The sequence below is a fragment of the Streptomyces silaceus genome, assembly GCF_001419745.1.
Taxonomy (GTDB): domain Bacteria; phylum Actinomycetota; class Actinomycetes; order Streptomycetales; family Streptomycetaceae; genus Streptomyces; species Streptomyces silaceus.
The window spans coordinates 13,183-37,205 of record NZ_LIRJ01000232.1; the positions used below are offsets into that span (position 1 = coordinate 13,183).

Below are 24,023 nucleotides of genomic sequence, written 5' to 3' on the forward strand. Positions count from 1 at the left end.
CCGCCCTGCCCGGGCGCGCCCGTGTGTGCCGTTCTCCTCCCCCAGGCCCAGAGCCGAGCGAGGGAGAGCTCCACGTGACCATCGCGCCTGCCGAACCCGCGTCAGCGCCGACGACGCCGACCGCCGAGGGTACCGACGGGCCAGGGACCGCGCTGCTGCGCACCCTGACCGACCTCACCGCCGACCTCCCCGACGCCGACCCCGGCCGGGTCGCCGCCGCCGCGCTGCGCGGCCGGTCGGCGCGCGCCGACGAGGCCGAGCTGCGGGAACTGGCGACCGAGGCGGCCGCGGGGCTCATCTCCGAGGACCCGGCGTACTCGAAGCTCGCGGCCCGGCTCCTGTCGATCGGCATCCGTGAGGAGGCGGCCACGCAGGGCGTGCGCTCCTTCACCGACTCCATCGCGGTCGGCCACCGCGAGGGCCTGATCGCCGACCGCACCGCGGCCTTCGTGAGCGCCCACGCGGCCCGCCTCGACGCGCTCGTGGACACCGCCCTCGCGGACGGCGCCGACTTCCGCTTCGGCTACTTCGGCCTGCGCACCCTGCACAGCCGCTATCTGCTGCGCCACCCCATCACCCGGCAGGTCGTCGAGACCCCGCAGCACTTCATGCTGCGCGTGGCGAGCGGCCTGGCGGAGGACGACAGCGCCCGCGCCGTCGACGAGGTCGCCGCGCTGTACGGCCTGATGAGCCGCCTGGACTATCTGCCGTCCTCGCCGACGCTCTTCAACTCCGGCACCCGGCACCCGCAGATGTCCTCCTGCTACCTCCTCGACTCCCCGCTGGACGAGCTGGACTCGATCTACGACCGCTACCACCAGGTGGCGCGGCTCTCCAAGCACGCGGGCGGCATCGGCCTCTCGTACTCCCGCATCCGCTCGCGCGGTTCGCTGATCCGCGGCACGAACGGCCACTCCAACGGCATCGTGCCGTTCCTGAAGACGCTGGACGCCTCGGTCGCCGCCGTGAACCAGGGCGGGCGGCGCAAGGGCGCGGCCGCGGTCTACCTGGAGACCTGGCACTCCGACATCGAGGAGTTCCTGGAGCTGCGCGACAACACGGGCGAGGACGCGCGCCGCACGCACAACCTCAACCTCGCGCACTGGATCCCCGACGAGTTCATGCGCCGGGTCGCCGCCGACCAGGACTGGTCGCTGTTCTCGCCCGCCGACGTGCCGGACCTCGTCGACCTGTGGGGCGACGCGTTCGACGCCGCGTACCGGAAGGCCGAGGCCGAGGGGAAGGCGCAGAAGACCATCCCCGCGCGCGACCTGTACGGCCGCATGATGCGCACCCTCGCGCAGACCGGCAACGGCTGGATGACCTTCAAGGACGCCGCCAACCGCACCGCCAACCAGACCGCGGAGCCCGGCCACACCGTCCACTCCTCCAACCTGTGCACCGAGATCCTGGAGGTGACGGACGACGGGGAGACGGCCGTCTGCAACCTCGGCTCGGTCAACCTCGGCGCGTTCGTGGAGAACGGCGACCTGGCCTGGGACCGGCTCGACGAGACCGTCCGCACCGCGGTGACCTTCCTGGACCGCGTCGTCGACATCAACTTCTATCCGACCGAGCAGGCCGGGCGTTCGAACGCCAAGTGGCGTCCGGTGGGCCTGGGCGCCATGGGCCTCCAGGACGTCTTCTTCCAGCTGAAGCTGCCGTTCGACTCGCCCGAGGCGCGCGCCCTGTCCACCCGCATCGCCGAGCGCATCATGCTCGCGGCGTACGAGGCGTCCGCGGACCTCGCCGAGCGCAACGGCCCGCTGCCCGCCTGGGAGAAGACCCGCACCGCGCGCGGTGTCCTGCACCCCGACCACTACGGCGTCGAGCTGACCTGGCCGGAGCGCTGGGCGGCCCTGCGCGCGCGCATCGCCACGACGGGCATGCGCAACTCGCTGCTCCTCGCCATCGCGCCGACCGCGACCATCGCGTCCATCGCCGGTGTCTACGAGTGCATCGAGCCGCAGGTCTCCAACCTCTTCAAGCGCGAGACGCTCTCGGGCGAGTTCCTCCAGGTCAACTCCTACCTGGTGGAGGAGCTGAAGCGGCTCGGCGTGTGGGACGCGCAGACCCGTGAGGCGCTGCGCGAGTCCAACGGCTCGGTGCAGGGCTTCGGCTGGGTGCCGCAGGAGGTCCGCACGCTGTACCGCACGGCGTGGGAGATCCCGCAGCGCGGCCTGATCGACATGGCCGCCGCGCGCACGCCGTTCCTGGACCAGGCGCAGTCCCTGAACCTGTTCCTGGAGACGCCGACGATCGGCAAGCTCTCCTCGATGTACGCGTACGCCTGGCAGCAGGGCCTGAAGACCACGTACTACCTGCGCTCGCGCCCCGCGACGCGCATCGCCCGCGCGGCCGGCGGGACGAGCGCCGCCGCCACCGCCCCCGTCCCCGTGCAGGCCACCCCCGAAGAGGCCGTCGCCTGCTCCCTGGAAAACCCCGAGTCCTGCGAGGCCTGCCAGTAATGAGCTCCACCGAACACAAGAACCTGCTCGACCCGGGCTTCGAGCTGACTCTGCGTCCCATGCGCTACCCGGACTTCTACGAGCGCTACCGGGACGCGATCAAGAACACCTGGACCGTCGAGGAGGTCGACCTCCACTCGGACGTCGCCGACCTCGCGAAGCTGTCGCCGGGCGAGCAGCACATGATCGGCCGTCTCGTCGCGTTCTTCGCGACGGGCGACTCGATCGTGGCGAACAACCTCGTCCTGACGCTGTACAAGCACATCAACTCCCCCGAGGCGCGGCTGTACCTGAGCCGTCAGCTGTTCGAGGAGGCCGTGCACGTCCAGTTCTATCTGACGCTGCTCGACACCTACCTGCCCGACCCGGAGGACCGCGCCGCGGCCTTCGCCGCGGTCGAGAACATCCCCTCCATCCGCGAGAAGGCGCAGTTCTGCTTCAGGTGGATGGACCACGTCGAGGAGATCGACAAGCTGGAGACGCAGGCGGACCGCCGGCGCTTCCTGCTGAACCTGATCTGCTTCGCCGCCTGCATCGAGGGCCTGTTCTTCTACGGCGCCTTCGCCTACGTCTACTGGTTCCGCAGCCGCGGTCTGCTGCACGGCCTGGCGACCGGCACCAACTGGGTGTTCCGCGACGAGACGATGCACATGAACTTCGCCTTCGAGGTCGTGGACACCGTCCGCAAGGAGGAGCCGGAGCTCTTCGACGACGCGCTCCGGGTCCAGGTCACCGACATGATCAAGGAGGCCGTGGAGGCGGAGCTGCAGTTCGGCCGCGACCTGTGCGGCGAGGGCCTGCCCGGCATGAACACCGAGTCGATGCGCGAGTACCTGCAGTGCGTCGCCGACCAGCGCCTGCAGCGCCTGGGCTTCGCGCCGGTCTACGGCTCGTCGAACCCGTTCTCCTTCATGGAGCTGCAGGGCGTGCAGGAGCTGACCAACTTCTTCGAGCGGCGGCCCTCCGCGTACCAGGTCGCGGTCGAGGGTTCGGTCTCCTTCGACGACGAGTTCTAGCCGTCGCCGACGCGCCCAGGCTCTGGCGCGAACTGGTCCCGGTGTGCCCGCCCCGTGGTACGGGGGTGGGGCGGGCACACCCTCCGCTCAGCGCGGCACGGCCCGCAGGACGAGCCGCTTGGGGTGCAGCGTGATCCCGATGCGGGTGTCCGTGTCGGTCTCCGCCACCTTCTCCAGACGCCACCTGGGGGCCACCGTCCCGAGGATCAGGGCGAGTTCGGCCAGGCTGAAGTGGTCGCCGGGGCACTTCCGGTTGCCGACGCTGAACGGCATCATCGCGAACTCCGGTACGTCACCCGCGCGTTCCGGATTCCAGCGGTCCGGGTCGAACTCCAGGTGCCGCTCGAAGGAACGCGGGTCGCGCTGCATCGCGTAGACGCTGTAGACGATGTCGGCGTCCGCCGGAATGCGATAGCCGCCCAGATCGGTTTCGGCCACGGACCGGCGCGTGAATATCCAGGCCGCCGGCCGTATACGCATCGCCTCGGTGATGACATTGCGGGTGTGCGGCAGCTCCTTGAGGTCGGCGAATGTGATCGCGCGGCCCACTGCGACGGAATTTACCTCTTCAACCAACCGCCTTTCCTGCTCGGGGTGTTCGGTCATCAGATGGAACGTCCACGCCAGCGTGGACGCCACATTCTCCGCACCCGCCACGACGAGGGAAACGACGTGGTCGTGGATCTCCTGGTCGGTGATGGGGTCCCCGGATTCGTCCGTGGCCCGCAGCAATTCGGCGAGCAGATCATCCGGCCCCGGGCCGGCCGCGCGGCGTTCCGCGATGATCTCGTCGACGAGTGCGTGCAGATCGGCGAGTGCGCTCTCGAAGCGCCGGTTGGCGGGGGTCGGCACGCGGTACAGCGGTCCGACCGAGAGCACCATGCGGCGGTAGAGCCCGTCGAAGACGGTGTGCAGCGAGTCGGCGATGCGGTCCGCCTTCTCGCCGATCGACTCGACCTCAAGGAGCGAGCGCGAGACGATGCGCACGGCCGTGCGGAACATCTCCGCGCCGACGTCGACCGTCTCGCCGGGGCGCCAGCGGGCCGCCGTGGCGCGCGCCTCCTCCTCCATCACCTTCGCGTAGTCCGCGATGCGCTCAGGCCTGAACGCGGGCTGCATCATGCGGCGTTGACGCCTGTGCAGCCTGCCGTTGCTGGTCGCCACACCCTTGCCGAGGAGCACTTCAAGGGTGTCCCAGAGGGGTCCGCCGACGATGAACTCGGGGCTCTTGAGCAGGGCGCCCACGAGCTCCGGATCGCACACCGCGTACGCCGTCTTGGGCCCCAGCCTGATGCGTACGAGATCACCGTGGTCCCGCAGCGCGGCGAGGAAGCCGAGCGGGTCGCGCACGAGGTTCCAGGCGTGGCCGAGCAGGGGCACACCACCGCCCACGAGGGGCGGGGTGCGCAGCGGGCCCGGTCCTGACGCGGCGGGCGCGGGTATCGCGGATTCGACGCTCATTCCTCACCAACCAGTTCGTTTTCCGCCAGGGTGTCCTCGGTCACATACGGGGGAATGGACCTGTCGTCCCAGCTGTCCACCCGATAGCGACCTGATTCATGATGGAACCAGTACACGGAGGAGAACCAATTCCGCATATTGAAGACGCAGGACCTGACGGCCTCCGCCAGCTCGTCCCCCTCCGGGGTTCCGTCCGCCAATTCCTCGGCGAGCAGCAGTACTTCCGGTTCGGCTTCCAGGAAATCCGAGACGCATCGGCCGACGCGCCGGTGGACTTCCCGTACCGCCTCTTCGAGCCGCATTCCCTCGTGGTGGATCAGGCTGATCCCGAGATTGTGCAGCTCGTCTCCCGCGAGTTCTTTCGGGAGTGAGCACAGGTCGTTGTACCAGGCCGAGAAATCCTGGGTCGCCAGTGCCGCCCGCCGGTATGCGGGGTGCTTCCTTATGCTGCGCGGCAGTTCGCACCGCGCGGTGGGTTCGAGCAGGTCGATCCACGCCCAGTGCGCGAACGTGAGCCGGCGCAGCTCGATGTACGCCTCGACCGTGGGCACCGCGCCGCAGCGCCGGTTCCGGAACTCCTGGTCGTACGCCTCGATCACCGGGTGGAAGTGCCGGGCGAAGCGGGCGTTCCAGCTGGGGCCCAGGAAGGAGTACAGGCGCAGGACGCAGTCCGCGAACCCCGCGACCAACGGGTCCCCGTGGTGCAGGTACTGCCGGGGCGCGTTGAGGGTGGCGTGCAGGCCCCGGCACAGCCGCCGCCACTGCGCCGTCCTGCCGTGCACCGAGTCCCGGTCGTGCCGGTCGTCCCAGGCGAAGAACCAGCTGCTGAGGTCCGCTATCGCGGTCAGCAACTCGTCCGGGGCGCCAATGTAGTAGCCCGCGACCAGATCGGTGTAGCACAGGCTGTCCGCGTAGCGCTCGACCTTGTCCGGGGGCATCAGCCGCATTTCGCGCAGCCATGTCCGGGACTTCTCCTGGAGCTTTGGCCAATACGGATGCAGGCGGCGAGGAAACGCTGCTTCGATCACCGGGAGAGCCACTGCCGGCGGAACCGATACCACCGGTGTGCGAGGCCGCGTGTGTGGATGTGTCTGTGAAGTGCTTCCGGAATATGCAGGCACGAACAAACCCCTTTCAGCCGCTTGAGGACCCACGCCCCTCCCGCCGTGCCGGGCGCGCGCCGTTGCGTATCCCCGCGCTTTCCATTCAGCACCACAACTGACCGTTCAGGGAACAGATTTGCGCCATTCACTACCCCCCAGTGCCGAGAACCTCCCCTTACGTGACTGAATATGGATCACCATCAGCCGGTTCTGCTCGCACACGCGAGCGGCTCATGCCAACGGCCCCTGGTCAGGAAGGAGTTCCCGACCAGGGGCCGCTCGCGTCACGCGGTTCCCACGCCCCTCAGGCGTCGCGTGGGTCAGTCATTCGCCACCACGGGGTAGCGCGGGGTGCCCTCTTCCATCTGGCGCAGTGCGTCCTTGCGCTCCCGCTTGGAGAGGCGGTCGATGTAGAGGTACCCGTACAGGTGGTCCGTCTCGTGCTGGAGGCAGCGCGCGAAGTAGCCCGTGCCACGGACCTTGATCGGGTTGCCCTTCGCGTCCTGCCCGGTCACCTCGGCGTAGTCCGGGCGGGCCAGCTCGGCGTAGGCGGTGGGCACCGAGAGGCAGCCCTCGTTCGAGTCGTCGAGACGGCGCCGGTCGGCGGGCAGCTCCGTCAGGACCGGGTTGCAGACCACGCCGACGTGGCGCACGCCCTCGTCGTCCATGCAGTCGTAGACGAAGACCTTGAGGTCGACGCCGATCTGGTTGGCGGCCAGGCCCACGCCCTGCGCGGTCCGCTGGCTGGCGAACATGTCGTCGACCAGCTTCGCGAGCTCGTCGTCGAAGTCCGTGACGTCCTTGCACTCCTTGTGCAGCACAGGGTTGCCGACGACCGTGATCGGCCGGGAGGTGCCGCGCTCACGGTAGGCCGTCTCGCGCTCCTCGCAGCCCTCCGTGTCGATGACGAAGCCCTCGTCGTCGACGGGGAGAACCCCGTCGGAGTACTGCTGCTCAGTGTCCTGCGCCATGTCCGCCGTACGCCTTCCTTGGAACCCTCAAGAGTTTGTGCCGGTACAGCCTACGGCGAAGCGTCAGCAGACCTCTTCGAGATCCCGCCAGTCCCGGGAGTCCGGGCTGTCCGCGACCCAGCCGTCGAGCAGCCCGCGCACCAGGCCCGCCGGCGCCGCGATGCCGCACTCGCGCTCCGGCACCCAGAGCGCGCCGGGGCTGCGGTGGCCGAGCGGGCCCGGATGGCCCGGCTCGCTGTGGTCGTGCGGGTCGAGGTGCTCGCCGTCGCCCTCGTCGCTGGGCATCCGGGACTCGGAGCACATCCGGCACAGCAGCCGCACCGAGGACGACCAGTCCTCGGCGGCGAAGCCCGCGTCGGCCGCGAGCTGCTCCAGGGCGTCCCGGTCGGCCTCGGTGGCGGCCTCCAGGAGGACCACCCAGGTCGGCACCGGCGAGGGCGCCCAGAGCTCGATCTCGTCGAAGACCGGGTACGAGTGCCCGGCCGCCGTCGTCCGCTCGCCGTGCGGGACGCCGTCGTGCAGCACGACCTCGCCCCAGCGGCGCCCGGAGGAGGGCAGCGGAATGGACAGCACCTCGATGCGGGCCGGGTCGAGCCGCCGGCCCCACACGACCTCCGCCTCGCCCTCCGGAGAGAGCCGCACGGCCGCGCTGCCCAGCTCCATGCCCGCGGGCTCACCGGAGGCGGCCACCCCGCCGGGCACCCGCAGGCCGTACGCCTGCCAGGCGCGGCGGGCGAGCGGCCAGTCCTGCAGAGCGGTCGCGGCGATGCCCACGTTCCACCAGTCGGGGGCGCCCGCGGAGCGGTCCAGGAGCGCCACGGCGCGCAGGCCCGCGGCCCGCGCCTGCTCCCAGTCGTGGCGGAACTTGTGCAGCAGCGCGAGGTTGAACCAGGACTCGGACAGCCAGGGTTCGAGATCCGCCGCGCGCGTGAGCAGTGCCCCCGCGTCCTCGTACCGGCCGTCGCCGATCAGCGTGAACGCGCGGTCGGTCGCCTGCCGCCATGAGGCGGAGGGCCGGTGCCGTCCCTTGCCGAAGATCCTCACGATTCCCGCCTGATTCCCGCCTGTACGTATTCGGAAAGTGTCTCGGAAGCCATCTGTCGAGAAGGCGCGCCGTACCCCCGTGCACCCTCTTCTTCGCATCCAACCACGTACGGTCGGACGGCCGCTCATTACCCATGGGTTACCCAACGGGACGCGAGCTAAGGCCGCCCCTCGACAGCACCCGTGCGAGGGACTCCACGACCTCCGGCTGGTAGTCGCGGCCGGTGGCCAGACGCAGCCTCTCCAGGGCGTTCAGCGGCCCGCCGAGGGCTCCCGACGGACCTTCTCCCCGCGCCATCTCGTCGTACGCGTTCGCCGTGCGCACAATACGTGCGGTGAGCGGCTGATCGCGGTACGGATCGGCCTGGCGCTCCACCACGACGGCGACCGCGGAGTCCACCCCGGTCTGGCGCACGACGGCTCCGCCGAGCAGGGCTATCCGGCGCTGCTCCGCCTCGGGCAGGGCCGCGGTGGCGCCCTCGGGGACCGGGTCGACGAGGGAGAGCTGGCCGATGTCGTGCATGAGGGCCGCGTGCTCCAGGACGGTGAGGTCCGGCTCGGAGAGACCGAGGTCACGGCCCACGGCCCGGCTCAGGTCCGCGACCCGGTGGGCGTGGCCCTGCGGGGTGTACCCGGCGATCTCGGTGGCCCTGGCCAGCGACGCCATCGTCTGGCGGTAGGTCGCGCGGACGGCCGCGTACCGCCGGAAGGAGAGCTGGGTGAGCAGCAGCGGGAGGCTGAACACGGGCAGGGCCCAGAGCCCGGCCACGGCCACCGCGAGCGCCATCACGGCGCCCGTCGCGCACACGGCCGAGCCGATGCCGAGCAGCGCCCGCAGCTCGTCCCGCAGCAGCGGTCCGAAGGGCCACCGGGTGCGGGCGTGCGCCGTCGCGGCGGCGAGCACGGCGTCGCAGAGCGCGGTCAGGGCGAGTACGGCGACGATCACGAGGGCGAAGTACGGGCCGTGTCCGACCCACTCGCCCAACTTGCCGGAGTTGTAGAGGGGTTGGAAGCAGGCGGCCGCGAAGCCGACGGTCAGCACGCGCCGCGCCAGATGGCCGAGGACGGGGCCCCGGCCGAGCGCCACGTGCGGCACGGCGCCCACGAGGGCGGCCGCGACGACCACGGCGATCACCTGGAGGACGCCGTGGTGGGTGGCCCGCCCGGCGTTCTCCCCGAGCAGCGCGTACGCGAGCGCGCCGGCGGCCCCGAGCGGCGCGGGCTCCCGCTGCGTCCCGCTCCCCCACCGGGCGAGCTCCCCCAGCACGACGAGCACCCCGAACACCAGGGCGACCCGCCCTTCGGTCACGCCGTGCCAGAGGGTCCACCCGACCGAGACGGCGGCGATCAGCCCGGCGACGCCGTTCGTCACGAGGGCGGGCAGGCGTTCGGCGGGGTGAGGGGGGCGAGAGGGGTGTCCGCCGCCGGAGCGCGGCCGGGAGCCCGGGGACGGATGGGCCCGGCCTCCGGCGCCGGGTGCCGGGACGGGGGCGCTCACCGGGTCCCCGAACGGTGCGCCACGGGTGCGGGCACGGGCTGCGCGTACGGCGGCTCCGCGGCCTGCTCGGGGACGTCCGAGGTGACCCCCGAATGCCATCCCTCCCGCGCCAGCGCACGCGCGAGCGCCGAGACCATCAGGGGGTCGAACTGCGCCCCCGCGCATCGGTCCAGTTCCTCCAGCGCCACCGGCACCGGCCGCGCCCGCCGGTAGGAGCGCGTGGACGTCATCGCGTCGAACGCGTCCGCCACCGCCACCACCCGCGCGCACTCGGGGATCTGCGGCCCCGCGAGCCCGTACGGATACCCGCTCCCGTCGATCCGCTCGTGGTGGTGCAGGATCGCCGCCCGCGCCTCCCCCAGGAACTCGATGCCGCGCACCATCTCGTGGCCGTACTCGGGGTGGAGCTCGATGACGGCCCGCTCGTCCGGCGTCAGGGGCCCGTCCTTGCGCAGCAGCCGGGTCGGCACGCCGAGCTTGCCGACGTCGTGCAGGATCCCGGCGAACCGCAGGACCTCGACCCGCTCGTCGTCCATGCCCAGCTCACGGGCGATCATCACGGAGGCGCGGCCGACCCGCTCGCTGTGCCCGCGCGTGTACGTGTCCTTGATGTCGACGGCCTGGACGAGCGCCCGGATGGTGGCCTGGTGGGCGGCGCGCTCGCGGTGGTACTGCGCGAAGAGCCAGCAGGAGACACCCATGGGGAGCAGCACCAGCAGCGCGGCCGGCGGGCCGTACGGACTGGTCCAGAGCACCGCCATCATCAGCCCGGCGAGCCCGTGCACGGCGACGGGCACGAGCGAGCGCGGGAAGAGCCCGCGCCAGGCGGCGCGCAGCGGCACCCGCTCGGCGGTCGCCACGACCCCGCCGTCCAGGACGGTGAGCACGGCGGAGAAGGCGAGCACGGCGGCGCCCGCGGGCGCGAGCACGTAGGGGAAGTCGGGCGCGGCACAGGCGGCGGGCCCGCCGAGCGCGCCGTAGACCCGTGTCGCCGCCCAGGCGGCGAGCGCGAGTTGGGCGGCGCGCCACAGCCGGCGCACCCGGCGGGGGTGCCGGTCGACGCGGGCGAGCAGCGCCCCGGGCACCGCGACGAGGGCGGCGGCCGGCGCGGGCAGCAGGAAGACCCCGGCGAGCAGCACGGGGAAGAAGGTGCCGAGGCCGCGCGGGGCACGGCGGCCGACGAAACGGCAGCGGGTGATCTGCTCGCAGCCGGCGTAGAGCACGGCGAGCAGCGCGACGGCGGGCCACGGCGTGCCGGGCGTGAGCGCGGGCACGGCGCAGGCGGCGCCCGCCAGGGCGACGCACAGGATGTAGACGCGGGCCCCCGCCGGCACCGACCGCATGGAGTTCTCCTCCCCGTTCAGGTCCGGAGACTAGAACGGCGGCCTCCCGCCCAGCGCCCGCGCGGCGTTAATTAGCACGTTCGAGTGATGAGAGAGGAGAACGGGGCCGGAGAGCGGAGCCAGAAACGAGCAACAGGCCGCGTGCGTCACGCGGCCTGCTCAGCTCTCGTCTGTTCCAACCACCGGGCACCGCCCGGCCGTTGCGCCGGGGTTCACCCGGCTGTTCACGCCTCCGAGGCCGTCACGTCCTGTGTGACGTCCTGCTCGGGGACAGCCTGCCCGGAGCGGATGAGGTCGATGCGCCCCATGACCTTGGCCCGCAGGTCGACGGGTACGTCGTCCTGGCCGCAGCAGCGCTTCACCAGCTTCTTCACCGCCTGCTCGAGACCGTACTTCTCCAGGCACGGAGAGCACTCCTCGAAGTGCGTCTCGAACTTGGTGCAGTCACTGTCCGGCATTTCGTGGTCCAGGAACTCATAGAGATGATCCAGGACTTCACTGCAGTCAGTCTCGTGCGGCTCTCCGCAGCTCATGAGCCCGAGCCTTTCGTTCCGTTCGACTCCCCGGCACCCGCCGGGACCAGCCCTCGCTCACGGGCGTAGTCCTCCAGCATGCCGCGCAGTTGGCGTCGGCCCCGGTGCAGTCGGGACATCACCGTGCCGATGGGTGTCCCCATAATGTCGGCGATCTCCTTGTACGCAAAGCCCTCTACGTCGGCCAGATAGACGGCGATGCGGAATTCCTCGGGGATCGCCTGCAGCGCCTGCTTCACGTCCGAGTCGGGCAGGTGGTCCAGCGCCTGCGACTCGGCGGAGCGCAGACCGGTGGACATGTGCGACTCGGCGCGCGCCAGCTGCCAGTCCTCGATCTCCTCGGCGGCACTGCGCTGGGGCTCGCGCTGCTTCTTGCGGTACGAGTTGATGAAGGTGTTCGTGAGGATGCGGTACAGCCACGCCTTGAGGTTGGTGCCCTCGCGGAACTGGTGGAACGACGCGTACGCCTTCGCGTAGGTCTCCTGCACCAGGTCCTCCGCGTCCGCCGGGTTGCGCGTCATGCGCAGCGCCGCCGAGTACATCTGGTCGAGGAACGTCAGCGCGTCCCGCTCGAAGCGGGCCGTGCGCTCCGCTGCCGTCTCAGAACCCTCGTCCGGGCGCTCCGCCTGGCCGTGCTCGGTCCCTGCGTCGGTCCCAGTGACCGGACCCACCTCCTCCAACGACGTGGTGAGGCCGAAACCAGCCCCACTCGAATCGGAGGATAGACGACGACCCGTGCCCCGCGCCGCCCGAATAGATGCGGTTTTGGGTGCGCTCAGCACCGTCCACTCCAGGTCAGACGACGTGGAGCGGTTCGGGCAGATGGTCGAACCCATGCGGCGGACTCCCTCTCGTACGAACAGCCTGCGACGGCGTTTGCCGTCTGTTCGCCACAACAGAGGTCACCCGCTCAACATTCCCGCCCAGCGGACGACGCCGTCCGTGATGCGTTTCACTGCCTCGTCCTGCCCGATGTCGGCGCGCTTGGGGACGGCGAACCCGTGGTCGCCGTAAGGGATCTCGACCATCTCGTACCCGCCGTCGGGGAACTCGGCGGGCTTGCCGAAGGGGTCGTTGCCGCCCTGCACGACGAGCGTGGGGACGCCCGCGCCGAGCAGCTCGTCGGCGCGGGACTTCTCCGGCTTGCCCGGCGGGTGCAGCGGGAAGCTGAGGGCGAGCACGGCCGCGGCGCCCAGTTCGGTGGCGGTGCGGCAGGCGACGCGGGCCCCGGCGCTGCGGCCGCCGGAGATCACCGGCAGGCCCTTCTTCTCCAGGGCGGGCCAGATCCCGCGCCAGCCCAGGTCCAGCGTCTTGGGCGCGGGCGCCACCTTCTTGCCCGCGACCCGCCAGGGCTGCTCCACCAGGGCGACGGTCACGCCGTGCGCGGGCAGCGCGGCGGCGATGGCCTGGAGGTCACGGGCCTCGATGCCGCCGCCCGCTCCGTGGCTGACGGCCAGGACGAAACGGGCGTTCTTCCGGGGGGCAGGGTGCCAGGTGATCCGCGCCTCACCGGCGTCGGTCCCGACGGTCTCGCTCTTGGTCACCCGAGCAGGGTGTCAGAAGAGGGTGCCTTCTTCCGGACCTTCGAGCTCCGTCAGCAGCTCCGGGCCGTTGTTGCGTACGTTGCTGACGGCCGTGGACACCGGGTAGGCGCGCATCAGGCCGTGCGGGGGCGGTTCCAGGAGCGTGCGCAGGTCCTCGACGTCGGTGCGGGAGGGGTCGAGCCAGGCGTCCCAGCGGTCGGGCGTCAGCATCAGCGGCATCCGCGGGTGGATGTCGGCGAGCGAGCGCGGGCCCTCCTCGGGTCCGGCGGCCAGCGGCGTGGTCTCCGCCTCCGTCGTGATGACCGTGCAGGTCACCCACCAGGCCAGCGGGTGCTCGTCGGGCAGCGTCTTGTCCCGCCAGAACTCGTAGAGGCCGGCCATCGCGAAGACCGAGCCGTCGGCCGGGGTGACGAAGTAGGGCTGCTTGCGGGGCCGCTTCTTCTTGCCCTCGACCTCCAGCTGCCGCTCGTCGTGCGCGGTCACCCACTCGTAATACCCGTCGGCGGGCAGGACGCAGCGGCGGGCGGCGAAGGCGCGGCGGTAGGAGGGCTTCTCGTGGACGGTCTCCGCGCGGGCGTTGATCATCCGTGCGCCGCCCTCGGGCGTCTTGGCCCAGGAGGGCACGAGGCCCCACTTGAGTGTGCGCAGCTGGCGAACCGGACGCGGGTCCTCAGCGTCTTTCAGGGGACGGTCCAGGATCGCGTAGACCTCTTTGGTGGGCGCCACGTTGAAGTCGGGCGCGAGAGCCTCCTCGGGCTCCCACTTCTCGATCTCGAAGATCCCTGCGAGATCCTCGGGCCTACGACTGGATGCATACCGTCCGCACATACGTGCCAGACTGCCAGACCCCGTACCACCTGAGGAGCCGGTCCCAGCAATGGAAAGCACCGCCAGCGCCAGCCTGACCGACCTCTGGGACCGCGTGTTCGGCACGCAGGCCGCGCCCGAGCAGTGGCTGGTGATCGCGACCGGTGTCGTCGCGCTCGCCGTCGTCGTCCCGCACGGCATATGGCGCCTCGCCCGCAACGCCATCACCATCGCGCACGAGGGCGGCCACGGCCTGGTCGCCCTGCTCACCGGGCGCCGCCTCGACGGCATCCGGCTGCACTCCGATACCTCGGGCCTGACGGTCTCGCGCGGCAAGCCCACCGGGCTCGGCATGATCCTCACGGCGGCCGCGGGCTACACGGCGCCGCCACTGCTCGGCCTCGGCGGCGCCGCGCTGCTGGCCTCGGGGCGCATCACGGCGTTCCTGTGGATCGCGACCGCGCTGCTGGTGGCGATGCTGGTGATGATCCGCAACGCGTACGGCGCCCTGACCGTGGTCCTCACCGGCGGCACCTTCCTGGTCGTCTCGTGGCTGGCGAACACCGACGTGCAGGCGGCGTTCGCCTACGCGGTGGTGTGGTTCCTGCTCCTGGGCGGGGTGCGCCCCGCCTTCGAGCTGCAGTCCAAGCGCCGGCGCGGGGGCGCGGGCGACTCGGACGCCGACCAGCTGTCGCGGCTCACGCACGTGCCCGCGGGGCTGTGGCTCTTCCTCTTCCACGCGGTGTCGCTGTGCTCCCTGATGGGCGGCGGGCGCTGGATGCTCGACCTCTGAGCGGGCGCTGCCCCACGTACCAGCGGGCGCTGCCCCACGTACGAGCGGGCGCTGTCCGGCGTACGAGCGGGCGCTGTCCGAGGTGTGAGCGGGCGCGGTCTCTACCAGTTCCCTGTTTCGCCTGGGTTTCGCCGCTTTTGATCAAGATTCCGGGTCACCGGCAGCCACTAAAGTGAGGGCATGACCGAAACCCCGGCGAACACCGCCCTCTGGCCCGCCCCGCACGCGAGCGGAGCCGTCACCGCGACGGTTCACGTCCCCGGTTCGAAATCGGTCACCAACCGCGCGCTGGTCCTGGCCGCGCTGGCCGCCGAGCCCGGCTGGCTGCGCCGCCCGCTGCGCTCCCGCGACACCCTTCTGATGGCGAGCGCCCTGCGCACGATGGGCGTCGGCATCGAGGAGGGCGTGGGCCCCGACGGCTCCGGCGAGGCCTGGCGCGTGATCCCCTCGGGCCTGCGCGGCCCGGCCACGGTCGACGTCGGCAACGCCGGCACGGTCATGCGCTTCCTGCCCCCGGTCGCCGCCCTCGCCGACGGCCCGATCCGCTTCGACGGCGACCCCCGTTCGTACGAGCGCCCGCTGAACGGCGTGATCGACGCCCTGCGCGTGCTCGGCGCCCGCATCGACGACACCACGGTGGGCGCCCCCGGCGCGCTGCCGCTGACCGTGCACGGCGGCGGCGCCCTGGAGGGCGGCCGGGTCGAGATCGACGCCTCGTCCTCGTCGCAGTTCGTGAGCGCCCTGCTGCTCTCGGGCCCGCGCTTCAACCAGGGCGTGGAGGTCCGTCACGTCGGCGGGGCGCTGCCGTCCATGCCGCACATCCGGATGACCGTCGACATGCTGCGCGCGATCGGCGCCCAGGTCGACGAGCCCGAGTCGGGCGGCGAGCCGAACGTGTGGCGGGTCACCCCCGGCGCCCTGCTCGGCCGCGACCTGACCGTCGAGCCCGACCTGTCGAACGCGCAGCCGTTCCTCGCCGCGGCCCTGGTCACCGGCGGCACGGTCACGATCCCCGACTGGCCCACCCGCACCACCCAGCCCGGCGACGCGCTGCGGCAGATCTTCACGGAGATGGGCGGCTCCTGCGAGCTGACCGAGCAGGGCCTGGTGTTCACCGGCTCGGGCTCGATCCACGGCATCGACGTGGACCTCGGCGAGGTCGGCGAGCTCACCCCGGGCATCGCCGCGGTCGCGGCCCTCGCCGACTCCCCCTCGACGCTGCGCGGCGTCGCGCACCTGCGCCTGCACGAGACGGACCGGCTGGCCGCGCTCACCAAGGAGATCAACGAACTGGGCGGTGACGTCACCGAGACGGCCGACGGGCTGCACATCCGCCCGCGCCGGCTGCACGGCGGCATCTTCCACACGTACGACGACCACCGCATGGCGACCGCCGGGGCGATCATCGGCCTCGCGGTGAAGGACGTACAGATCGAGAACGTCGCGACGACGGCGAAGACGCTCCCGGACTTCCCCGAGCTCTGGACCGGGATGCTCGGGAACTGACGGGCGGATCGAGAACCATGCGCCGCTACGGCAAGAACCCCGACGAGGACGACATCCGCGTCCGCCCCAACCGCAAGGGCAACCGCCCCCGCACCCACATCAGGCCCAAGCACGAGGACGCGGCCGAGGGCATGGTCCTCACCGTCGACCGGGGCCGCCTCACGGTCCTGGTCGAGGACCGGGTCGTGATGGCGATGAAGGCCCGCGAGCTGGGCCGCAAGGCCGCCGTGGTGGGCGACAGGGTCGCGGTCGTCGGGGACCTCTCCGGCAAGAAGGACACCCTCGCCCGCATCGTGCGCATCGAGGAGCGCTCCTCCGTCCTGCGGCGCACCGCCGACGACGACGATCCCTACGAGCGGGTGGTCGTCGCCAACGCCGACCAGCTCGCCATCGTCACGGCCCTCGCCGACCCCGAGCCGCGCCCGCGGCTGATCGACCGGTGCGTCGTGGCGGCGTACGACGGCGGCCTGGAGCCGGTCCTCGTGCTCACCAAGTCGGACCTGGCGCCCGCCGACAAGCTCCTGGAGACGTACGCCACCCTCGACATCCCCTATGTGGTCACCAGCCGCGAGGAGTTCACCGACGGCGCGGAGCTCGCGCGGGTGCACGAGCTGCTGGACGGCAAGGTGACCGCGTTCGTCGGGCACTCCGGCGTGGGCAAGACGACGCTGGTGAACGCGCTGGTCCCCGAGGAGCGGCGGCGGACGACCGGACACGTCAACGCGGTCACGGGCCGCGGCAGGCACACCACCACCTCCGCCCTCGCGCTGCCCCTGTCGGGTGCGGACGGCTGGGTGATCGACACTCCGGGCGTACGGTCCTTCGGGCTCAACCACGTCGACCCCTCGCGCGTCATCCTCGCCTTCCCCGATCTGGAGCCGGGGACGGTGGACTGCCCGCGCGGGTGCAGCCACGACGAGAAGGACTGCGCGCTGGACGACTGGGTGGCCGACGGGCACGCGGACCCGGCCCGCCTCTACTCGCTGCGCCGGCTGCTCGCGACCCGGGAGCGGCGCGACGGCGACTGACCTGCCCGTTGTTTGCGCCCTGACGGCAAAGGTAAATGCATAATCGCACCAAGCCGGATTCAAGCCAGACGAAGCGGTCGCGGATCGTCGACCAGTACGGGAGGCAGGGACAGCATGGCGTGGCTGCTGGTCATCGTGGCGGGGATTCTGGAGACCGGCTTCGCGGTCTGTCTCAAGCTGTCGCACGGGTTCACCCGGCTCTGGCCGACGATCGCGTTCGCGGCCTTCGCGCTCGGCAGCTTCGGTCTGCTGACCCTCGCCCTGAAGAAGCTGGACGTCGGGCCCGCGTACGCGGTGTGGACGGGCATCGGGGCGGCGGGCACCGCGATCTACGGCATGATCTTCCTCGGTGACCTGGTCTCCACGCTCAAGATCGTCTCGATCTCCTTCGTGATCATCGGCGTGATCGGCCTCCAGCTGTCCGGCTCCGCGCACTGATCACCCGGCGCCTCGCCACTCACCCGGCTACTTGCCGCTCACCCAGCGCCCGATGGCCCCGCGGACCAGTTCCGCGGGGTCGTCCTCGTTCCCGGCGGGCGCGACGACGTACGACAGGGCGAGGCGCACCGCGCTCTCGCAGGCCAGGGCAAGCTCGGGGTCCCTGGCCCGGCCCCGGCCGCCGAGCGCGAGCATCGCCCGGTCCCGCACGTGCGCGAGCAGCTCGGCGGACGTGGGCACCCCGGCGTCGGCGCGGCGCTGCGCGGGCACCGACGAGACGGACCCGGCCCCCCTGCTCGGCGCGGGCAGCCGCTCGCTCCAGCAGCCGGTGAGCGCGGCCCGCACGAGGGCGTTGCCGCGGGCGGCGCCCACCGTCCACGCGGCCACCGCCGCGAGCCGGTCGGCGGGCTCGCGCTCCTCGGCGAGGGCGCGCTCGACGCCGTGCAGATAGCCGTCGGTCTCGCGCCGCAGCAGGGCGCGGGCGAGCCCGTCCTTGCTGCCGAACTCGTTGTAGAGGGTCTGCCGGGACACTCCGGCGGTGGCGGCGACATCGACCATGCGGACGCCGGGCCACGGTCGTCGGGCGAGCGCGGTGTAGGCCGCGTCCAGTAAGGATTCCCGTGCTGCAGGCATCGTCGCCTCCCCGGGCCGAAGCGGCTCCCGTGCCAGAGTTGACGCGCTCGGCAGCACTGTCAATAGCTCCGGCGCGAGGATGCCCGAGACCACGCACGGCGGGCCCGCGGGGCCCCCGTGGATGGGCGCTGTGGTCCGTACCGTACGAGATCGATACTGTTCACCCATGCCCGACTACCACGATGATCTGCGTCTCGCCCATGTCCTCGCGGACGCCGCCGACGCCCAGACCATGGACCGGTTCAAGGCCCTCGACCTGAAGGTCGAGACCAAGCCGGACATGACGCCGGTGAGCGAGGCCGACAAGGCCGCCGAGGAGCTGATCCGCTCCCAGCTCCAGCGCGCGAGGCCGCGCGACGCGATCCTCGGCGAGGAGTACGGCATCGAGGGCACGGGCCCGCGCCGCTGGGTGATCGACCCCATCGACGGCACCAAGAACTACGTGCGCGGCGTCCCGGTCTGGGCCACCCTCATCTCCCTGATGGAGGCGGGCGAGGGCGGCTACCAGCCGGTGGTCGGCGTGGTCTCCGCACCGGCGCTGGGCCGCCGCTGGTGGGCGGCGAAGGGCGGCGGCGCGTACACGGGGCGCAGCCTCACCTCGGCGACCCGGCTGCGGGTCTCCAAGGTCTCGCGCCTCTCGGACGCCTCCTTCGCGTACTCCTCCCTCTCGGGCTGGGAGGAGCAGGGGCGCCTCGACGGCTTCATGGACCTGACGCGTTCGGTCTGGCGCACCCGCGGCTACGGCGACTTCTGGCCCTACATGATGGTGGCCGAGGGCTCGGTCGACATCTGCGCGGAGCCGGAGCTCTCGCTGTGGGACATGGCGGCGAACGCGATCGTGGTGACGGAGGCCGGCGGCAGCTTCACCGGTCTCGACGGCAGGCCCGGCCCGCACAGCGGCAACGCGGCCGCCTCGAACGGCGTGCTCCACGACGAGCTGCTCGGCTACCTCAACCAGCGCTACTGAGGCGGCGTTCACCACCACCGGCACCCGGAGCGGCGCGGCACACATCGCCCCCCGCACCCGGAGCGGCGCGGCACCGCGGCGCGTACGCCACGCGGCGTACGCCCTGAACTGACCGCGCGCGCCCTCTTGTTGGCGTCCACCTTCGCTGCGACTCTGAGAGTCCCCCCACTTGTGAACTTGTGAATCCGTTCTCCAGACAGGTAGCGGAGGCAATCCTTCGCCCACCGGGAGCTCTCGGCTTCACCAAGGAGGTGGCTCACGCCCATGCTCGTCCGCGACGCCATGAGCACGGTGGTCCTCACCATCGGTCCCGCCCACACACTCCGCCAGGCCGCCCACCTGATGTCGGCCCGCCGCGTCGGCGCGGCCGTCGTCCTGGACCCCGACACCAGCGGGCTCGGCATCCTCACCGAGCGCGACATCCTCGTCTCCCTGGGCCTCGGCCAGAACCCGGACCTGGAGACCGCGGGAACCCACACCACCACCGACGTCGTCTTCGCGACCCCCGCCTGGACCCTGGAGGAGGCCGCCTCCGCCATGTCGCACGGCGGCTTCCGGCACCTGGTGGTCGTGGACGGCCTCGAACCGGCCGGGATCGTCTCGGTCCGCGACATCATCCGCTGCTGGGCACCGGCCCGGCGCACGACGGCCACGATGGCCGGCTGAACACGGCGGCGGGCCGGACCCCCGAGGGGATCCGGCCCGCCGCTCTCCTACGACAAGGGACCGGTCAGCCGCGCAGGGCCTGGACCGCGGCCTCCAGCCGCTTGCCGAAGTCGCCGTCCGCCTTGCGGAAGTTGTCGATCGCGCGCTCGGCGATGTCGTCGCGCGAGACCTTGGCGATGAAGCCCGCCAGGTTGTCGATCAGACGGCCCTTCTCGTCCTCGGACATCAGGCGGTAGAGGTCGCCCGCCTGCACGAAGTCGTTGTCCTCGGCGTGCGAGGGCGCCTCGTGGTTGCCCGTGGGACCCGTGACCGGGAGGGGCTGCCACAGCGGGCGGTCGGTCTGCACCGGGCCGCCGAAGCTGTTCGGCTCGTAGTTCTTCGCGCCCTTGTGGCGGCCGTCGTACAGGAAGCCGTCACGGCCGTGCGTGCGCGCCTCGGTGGCGTGCGGGCGGTTCACCGGCAGGTGGTCGGCGTTGATGCCGACGCGGTAGCGGTGGGCGTCGCCGTACGCGAACAGGCGGCCCTGGAGCATCTTGTCCGGGGACGGACCGATGCCGGGGACGAAGTGCGCGGGCGAGAAGATGGCCTGCTCGACCTCGGCGAAGATGTTCTCCGGGTTGCGGTTGAGCTCCAGCTTGCCGATCTCGATCGGCGGGTAGTCCTCGTGCGGCCACACCTTGGTGAGGTCGAACGGGTTGAAGCGGTACTGGGCCGCCTCCGCCGCCGGCATGATCTGCACCTGCACGGTCCAGGTCGGGAAGTCGCCGCGCTCGATGGCCTCGCGCAGGTCGCGCTGGTGCGAGTCGGGGTCCTTGCCCGCGAGGGCCTCCGCCTCCTGCGCGGTGAGGTTCTTGATCCCCTGGTCGGTCTTGAAGTGGTACTTGACCCAGAAGACCTCGCCGGCCTCGTTGTTCCACTGGAACGTGTGCGAGCCGTAGCCGTTCATGTGGCGGTACGAGGCGGGGATGCCGCGGTCGCCGAACAGCCAGGTCACCTGGTGCGTGGACTCGGGCGACAGGCCCCAGAAGTCCCAGACGTTGTCCGCCTCCTGCGAGCCCGTGTAGGGGTCCCGCTTCTGGGTGTGGATGAAGTCCGGGAACTTGATGGCGTCCTTGATGAAGAAGACCGGGGTGTTGTTGCCGACGAGGTCGTAGTTGCCCTCCTCGGTGTAGAACTTCAGCGCCCAGCCGCGCGGGTCGCGCACCGCGTCGGCCGAACCGAGGTTGCCCGCGACGGTGGAGAAGCGCAGGAACGTCTCGGTCTGCTTGCCGACCTCGGAGAGGAACTTCGCGCGCGTCCACTGCGAGACGTCCCGGGTGAGCGTGAAGGTGCCGTACGCGCCCGCGCCGCGGGCGTGCACGATGCGCTCCGGGATGCGCTCGCGGTTGAAGTGGGCGAGCTTCTCGAGCAGCAGCTGGTCCTGGACCAGAGTGGGCCCGCCGACGCCCGCGGTCTCGCTGTTCTGGTTGTCGGCGACCGGCGCGCCGGCCTCCGTGGTGAGCGGTCCCTGCGTCACGTGCGCCTCCTGCGTCATTTCCTGCAAGTCCTGTCCTTGGCGTTTGCCCTACTCGATCCTACGATGGACTTTGTCTAAGTCAAGTAAGCATCCAAAGTCACACCCGGTCGGGACTTAGGTCCCCCTGCTGTTAGGCTGGTCTTCATGAGTGACCTGTTGGAACGACTGCGCGGACGCGGCTGGCGCATGACCGCACAGCGGCGCGTCGTGGCCGAGGTGCTCGACGGGGACCACGTCCACCTGACGGCCGACGAGGTGCACGCCCGCGCCGTGGGCAAGCTGCCCGAAATCTCCCGCGCGACGGTCTACAACACGCTGGGCGAGCTCGTGAGCCTCGGCGAGATCCTGGAGGTCTCGACGGACCGCCGGGCGAAGCGGTACGACCCGAACGCCCACCGGCCCCACCAGCACCTGGTGTGCGCCCGCTGCGGCGCCATCCGTGACGTCCACCCCACGGGCAACCCCCTGGCCAGCCTCCCCGATTCGGAACGCTTCGGCTTCACGATCGAGGGCGTGGAGGTCACCTACCGGGGCATCTGCCCGAACTGCGCGTCGGCGTAGACGAGTTCATACGTTCCCGAAGGGCCCGGCACCGCAAGGCGCCGGGCCCTTCGGCGTGCCCACGGGCGCGCTCTGCGCGGCGCACGGGCCGACCACGACCGGCAGGCAAGGACGAATCCCGGCCAGGGCACACCCCTTCCAAGATCTGACGGTGCGTCATATTCTCTGCGGCGCCCACCGCATCCACCTGCCCTCCGCAAGGAGACCCCGTGGAAGAAGATCCGCACCCCAAACTCCAAGCCCAAGCAGTGACCAGAACCTTCGGCCGGGGAAGCAAGGCGGTCCACGCCTTGGGCCCGGTGGACCTGACGATCGCCACAGGCGAGTTCACCTGCATCGTCGGCCCCTCCGGCTGCGGCAAGTCCACCCTCCTCCGCACGGCCGCGGGCCTCCTGCGCCCGACCTCGGGCGAGCTCCGCATCCGCACCACCACCCCGCGCCCCGCCGCGATGATCTTCCAGGACTACGGCATCTACGACTGGAAGACCGTCCTGGCCAACGTAAGATTCGGCCTGGACATCCAGAAGGTCCCCCGCAGGGAGGCCGACGCCCGCGCCAGGGACTGGCTCGCCCGCATGGGCCTCGCCGACTTCGCCGACGCCTACCCCGCCACCCTCTCCGGCGGCATGCGCCAGCGCGTCGCGATCGCCCGCGCGCTGGCCGTGGAGCCCGAGATCCTCCTGATGGACGAGCCCTTCGCGGCCCTAGACGCCCAGCTCCGCACGATCCTCCAGGACGAACTGCTCGCCCTCACCCAGACGACCCGCACCACGACCCTCTTCATCACGCACAGCCTCGAAGAGGCGATCGTCCTCGGCGACCGCGTCCTGGTGATGTCGGCCAGGCCGGGCCGCGTCATCGCCGAGCGCCGTCCGCCGTTCCCGCGCCCCCGCACCGGCGACGTCCGCGACGCCCCCGAATTCACCGCGCTCAAGAGCGAGTTGTGGGACCTGCTGCGGGGCGAGGTCGGCACGGAGGCGGCGGCATGAGCACGGTCACGAGCAAGACCCCGCCCCAGGAGGACGTCCTGGTCCGCAGGCCGGGACCGCGGGAACTGCACCCCGTGCGCACCCACCGCAGGCGCCGCGCCCTGGAGGTCTCACTGGCCGTGGGCGTACCGGCGGCCCTGGTCCTGCTGTGGCAGCTCGCCGCCGTGAGCGGCTGGATCGACGACCGCGTCTACCCCGCGCCGCAGACCATCATCGAGGACGGCTGGCAGCGCGCGGCGGACGGCGAACTGTGGCCGGACGTCTGGGCCACGCTCAAGCGCGTGCTCGCCGGGTACGCGATCGGCACGGTCGCCGGATACGCGCTCGGCCTGCTCATGGGCTCGCTCTCCGTCGTGCGCGCCGCGCTCGAACCGACCCTCGACGCGCTGTACGTCGTACCGAAGCTCGCCCTGCTGCCCGTCTTCCTGAACATGTTCGGACTCGGCGAGGGCCCGCAGATCGCGCTCGTCGCCGCCACCGTCTTCTTCTTCGTCTGGATCTCGACGATGGCGGCGGTGCTCGCCGTCCCGTCCGGACACCGCGACGCCGGCCAGGTCTTCGGCGCCTCGCCGTGGCAGATGTTCCGCCACGTCCTGCTGCCCGCGTCGCTCCCGGCCGTCCTGGTCGGCGCGCGGATCGCCGCCGGGGTGGCCGTCCTGGTGATCGTCGCCTCCGAGCAGATCGCGGCGGCCGACGGCCTCGGCCACCTCATCTTCGACTCGCGCGCGCTCTTCCAGAACGACGTGATGTTCGTCGGCATCGTCTGCGTCGCCGTGCTCGGCGTCGTCTTTTCCGAACTGGTGCGTCTGGCGGGCCGGTTGCTCACACCGTGGGCACCGCGCGACCGGGGCCGCGGCCAGTCATGACCCCAACCCCCTTGTCCGGTACGGCACCACTCCCCCCGAGGACGGCAACTTCCGTACGGAGAACAGTGTTCGGAGGCACCATGCGCACGCGTACCACCACGCTCACCCTGCTCGTGGCGGGCTCGCTGCTCGCCGCGGCGGGCTGTGCGAAAGAGGACGACGAACCCCCGTCCGCCGACCCCGCGAAACCCCGCACCGTCACCTCGGTCGCCGGCTGCGGCAAGGGCAGCTGGACCGACCCCGCCGACCTGGCCCCCGACCGCGCGCCGGCC

The 24,023-nt window shown here is 71.3% G+C and carries 23 protein-coding genes and 1 pseudogene; 12 read left to right on the top strand and 12 right to left on the bottom strand.

All coding sequences use genetic code 11. The annotated features are described in order from the left end of the window. Nucleotides 1–74: 74 nt before the first annotated feature. Entirely contained in the window at nucleotides 75–2,468 is a 2,394-nt protein-coding gene (locus AOK22_RS21970; protein WP_055700419.1) for a ribonucleoside-diphosphate reductase subunit alpha, read from the top strand. Next, nucleotides 2,468–3,484 carry a ribonucleotide-diphosphate reductase subunit beta gene (locus AOK22_RS21975; RefSeq protein ID WP_193433227.1) on the top strand — a complete coding sequence of 339 codons (1,017 nt, stop codon included), beginning with the start codon at nucleotides 2,468–2,470 and terminating at the stop codon, nucleotides 3,482–3,484. Before AOK22_RS21970 ends, AOK22_RS21975 begins: the two co-directional genes overlap by 1 nt. An 87-nt stretch (nucleotides 3,485–3,571) precedes the next feature. Here AOK22_RS21975 and AOK22_RS21980 read toward each other — a convergent pair whose 3' ends face one another. The 10 genes from AOK22_RS21980 to AOK22_RS22025 form a co-directional block, all read right to left on the bottom strand. Continuing rightward, on the bottom strand, nucleotides 3,572–4,945 hold the full coding sequence (locus AOK22_RS21980; protein WP_055700420.1) for a bifunctional albaflavenone monooxygenase/terpene synthase: 1,374 nt from the start codon (nucleotides 4,943–4,945) through the stop codon (nucleotides 3,572–3,574). After that, entirely contained in the window at nucleotides 4,942–6,066 is a 1,125-nt protein-coding gene (gene cyc1 / locus AOK22_RS21985) for an epi-isozizaene synthase (RefSeq protein WP_425264047.1), read from the bottom strand. Before cyc1 ends, AOK22_RS21980 begins: the two co-directional genes overlap by 4 nt. A 302-nt stretch (nucleotides 6,067–6,368) precedes the next feature. Further along, nucleotides 6,369–7,019 carry a peptide deformylase gene (gene def / locus AOK22_RS21990; RefSeq protein ID WP_055700421.1) on the bottom strand — a complete coding sequence of 217 codons (651 nt, stop codon included), beginning with the start codon at nucleotides 7,017–7,019 and terminating at the stop codon, nucleotides 6,369–6,371. Nucleotides 7,020–7,082: 63 nt separating this feature from the next. Continuing rightward, a complete protein-coding gene (locus AOK22_RS21995) occupies nucleotides 7,083–8,063 on the bottom strand; it encodes a tetratricopeptide repeat protein (RefSeq protein WP_055700422.1) in 981 nt (326 codons plus the stop codon). A 139-nt stretch (nucleotides 8,064–8,202) separates the two neighbouring features. Further along, on the bottom strand, nucleotides 8,203–9,435 hold the full coding sequence (locus tag AOK22_RS22000; protein WP_341845595.1) for an HD-GYP domain-containing protein: 1,233 nt from the start codon (nucleotides 9,433–9,435) through the stop codon (nucleotides 8,203–8,205). Nucleotides 9,436–9,557: 122 nt separating this feature from the next. Further along, nucleotides 9,558–10,904, bottom strand: a complete 1,347-nt coding sequence (locus AOK22_RS22005; RefSeq protein ID WP_055700423.1) for an HD-GYP domain-containing protein — start codon at nucleotides 10,902–10,904, stop codon at nucleotides 9,558–9,560. A 224-nt stretch (nucleotides 10,905–11,128) separates the two neighbouring features. Continuing rightward, nucleotides 11,129–11,437 carry a mycothiol system anti-sigma-R factor gene (gene rsrA, locus AOK22_RS22010; protein WP_055700424.1) on the bottom strand — a complete coding sequence of 103 codons (309 nt, stop codon included), beginning with the start codon at nucleotides 11,435–11,437 and terminating at the stop codon, nucleotides 11,129–11,131. Further along, nucleotides 11,434–12,108 (bottom strand): sigma-70 family RNA polymerase sigma factor, encoded by a 675-nt coding sequence (locus AOK22_RS22015; protein WP_055700425.1) that lies wholly within the window; start codon nucleotides 12,106–12,108, stop codon nucleotides 11,434–11,436. The genes rsrA and AOK22_RS22015 overlap by 4 nt, the downstream gene beginning before the upstream one ends. A gap of 231 nt (nucleotides 12,109–12,339) precedes the next feature. Further along, nucleotides 12,340–12,981, bottom strand: a complete 642-nt coding sequence (locus AOK22_RS22020; protein ID WP_055700426.1) for an alpha/beta hydrolase family protein — start codon at nucleotides 12,979–12,981, stop codon at nucleotides 12,340–12,342. A 12-nt stretch (nucleotides 12,982–12,993) separates the two neighbouring features. Beyond that, complete coding sequence (locus tag AOK22_RS22025) at nucleotides 12,994–13,809, bottom strand: SOS response-associated peptidase (RefSeq protein ID WP_055700427.1); 816 nt, start codon at nucleotides 13,807–13,809, stop codon at nucleotides 12,994–12,996. 49 nt (nucleotides 13,810–13,858) lie between these two features. On the opposite strand from AOK22_RS22025, the gene AOK22_RS22030 reads away from it, so the two are divergent. The 4 genes from AOK22_RS22030 to AOK22_RS22045 all read left to right on the top strand — a co-directional run bounded on the left by AOK22_RS22030 (nucleotide 13,859) and on the right by AOK22_RS22045 (nucleotide 17,553). Beyond that, nucleotides 13,859–14,581, top strand: a complete 723-nt coding sequence (locus AOK22_RS22030; RefSeq protein ID WP_055700428.1) for a M50 family metallopeptidase — start codon at nucleotides 13,859–13,861, stop codon at nucleotides 14,579–14,581. 180 nt (nucleotides 14,582–14,761) lie between these two features. Further along, nucleotides 14,762–16,087, top strand: a complete 1,326-nt coding sequence (gene aroA / locus AOK22_RS22035; protein WP_055700429.1) for a 3-phosphoshikimate 1-carboxyvinyltransferase — start codon at nucleotides 14,762–14,764, stop codon at nucleotides 16,085–16,087. 17 nt (nucleotides 16,088–16,104) lie between these two features. Then, nucleotides 16,105–17,115, top strand: coding sequence for a ribosome small subunit-dependent GTPase A (gene rsgA, locus AOK22_RS22040; RefSeq protein ID WP_055700430.1), 1,011 nt, complete (start codon nucleotides 16,105–16,107; stop codon nucleotides 17,113–17,115). 114 nt (nucleotides 17,116–17,229) lie between these two features. Further along, entirely contained in the window at nucleotides 17,230–17,553 is a 324-nt protein-coding gene (locus AOK22_RS22045) for a DMT family transporter (RefSeq protein ID WP_055700431.1), read from the top strand. 27 nt (nucleotides 17,554–17,580) lie between these two features. On the opposite strand, the gene AOK22_RS22050 is transcribed toward AOK22_RS22045, so the two are convergent. Beyond that, nucleotides 17,581–18,186, bottom strand: coding sequence for a TetR/AcrR family transcriptional regulator (locus AOK22_RS22050; RefSeq protein ID WP_055700432.1), 606 nt, complete (start codon nucleotides 18,184–18,186; stop codon nucleotides 17,581–17,583). Between the two features lie 166 nt (nucleotides 18,187–18,352). Between AOK22_RS22050 and hisN the strand changes: the two genes are divergently transcribed. Together hisN and AOK22_RS22060 are read left to right on the top strand one after the other, a co-directional pair. Further along, nucleotides 18,353–19,153, top strand: a complete 801-nt coding sequence (hisN, locus tag AOK22_RS22055; protein ID WP_055700433.1) for a histidinol-phosphatase — start codon at nucleotides 18,353–18,355, stop codon at nucleotides 19,151–19,153. 264 nt (nucleotides 19,154–19,417) lie between these two features. Then, on the top strand, nucleotides 19,418–19,819 hold the full coding sequence (locus AOK22_RS22060) for a CBS domain-containing protein (RefSeq protein ID WP_055700434.1): 402 nt from the start codon (nucleotides 19,418–19,420) through the stop codon (nucleotides 19,817–19,819). 64 nt (nucleotides 19,820–19,883) lie between these two features. Here AOK22_RS22060 and AOK22_RS22065 read toward each other — a convergent pair whose 3' ends face one another. Next, entirely contained in the window at nucleotides 19,884–21,353 is a 1,470-nt protein-coding gene (locus AOK22_RS22065) for a catalase (protein WP_055700435.1), read from the bottom strand. Between the two features lie 126 nt (nucleotides 21,354–21,479). Between AOK22_RS22065 and AOK22_RS22070 the strand changes: the two genes are divergently transcribed. The 4 genes and pseudogenes from AOK22_RS22070 to AOK22_RS22085 form a co-directional block, all read left to right on the top strand. Next, on the top strand, nucleotides 21,480–21,896 hold the full coding sequence (locus AOK22_RS22070; protein ID WP_055700436.1) for a Fur family transcriptional regulator: 417 nt from the start codon (nucleotides 21,480–21,482) through the stop codon (nucleotides 21,894–21,896). Between the two features lie 248 nt (nucleotides 21,897–22,144). Beyond that, complete coding sequence (locus AOK22_RS22075; RefSeq protein ID WP_425264048.1) at nucleotides 22,145–22,885, top strand: ABC transporter ATP-binding protein; 741 nt, start codon at nucleotides 22,145–22,147, stop codon at nucleotides 22,883–22,885. Beyond that, nucleotides 22,882–23,751: an ABC transporter permease gene (locus AOK22_RS22080; RefSeq protein ID WP_055700438.1), complete on the top strand. Its 870-nt coding sequence runs from the start codon at nucleotides 22,882–22,884 to the stop codon at nucleotides 23,749–23,751. The genes AOK22_RS22075 and AOK22_RS22080 overlap by 4 nt, the downstream gene beginning before the upstream one ends. Nucleotides 23,752–23,831: 80 nt before the next feature. Further along, nucleotides 23,832–24,023, top strand: a pseudogene (locus AOK22_RS22085) (ABC transporter substrate-binding protein); the annotation flags it as partial.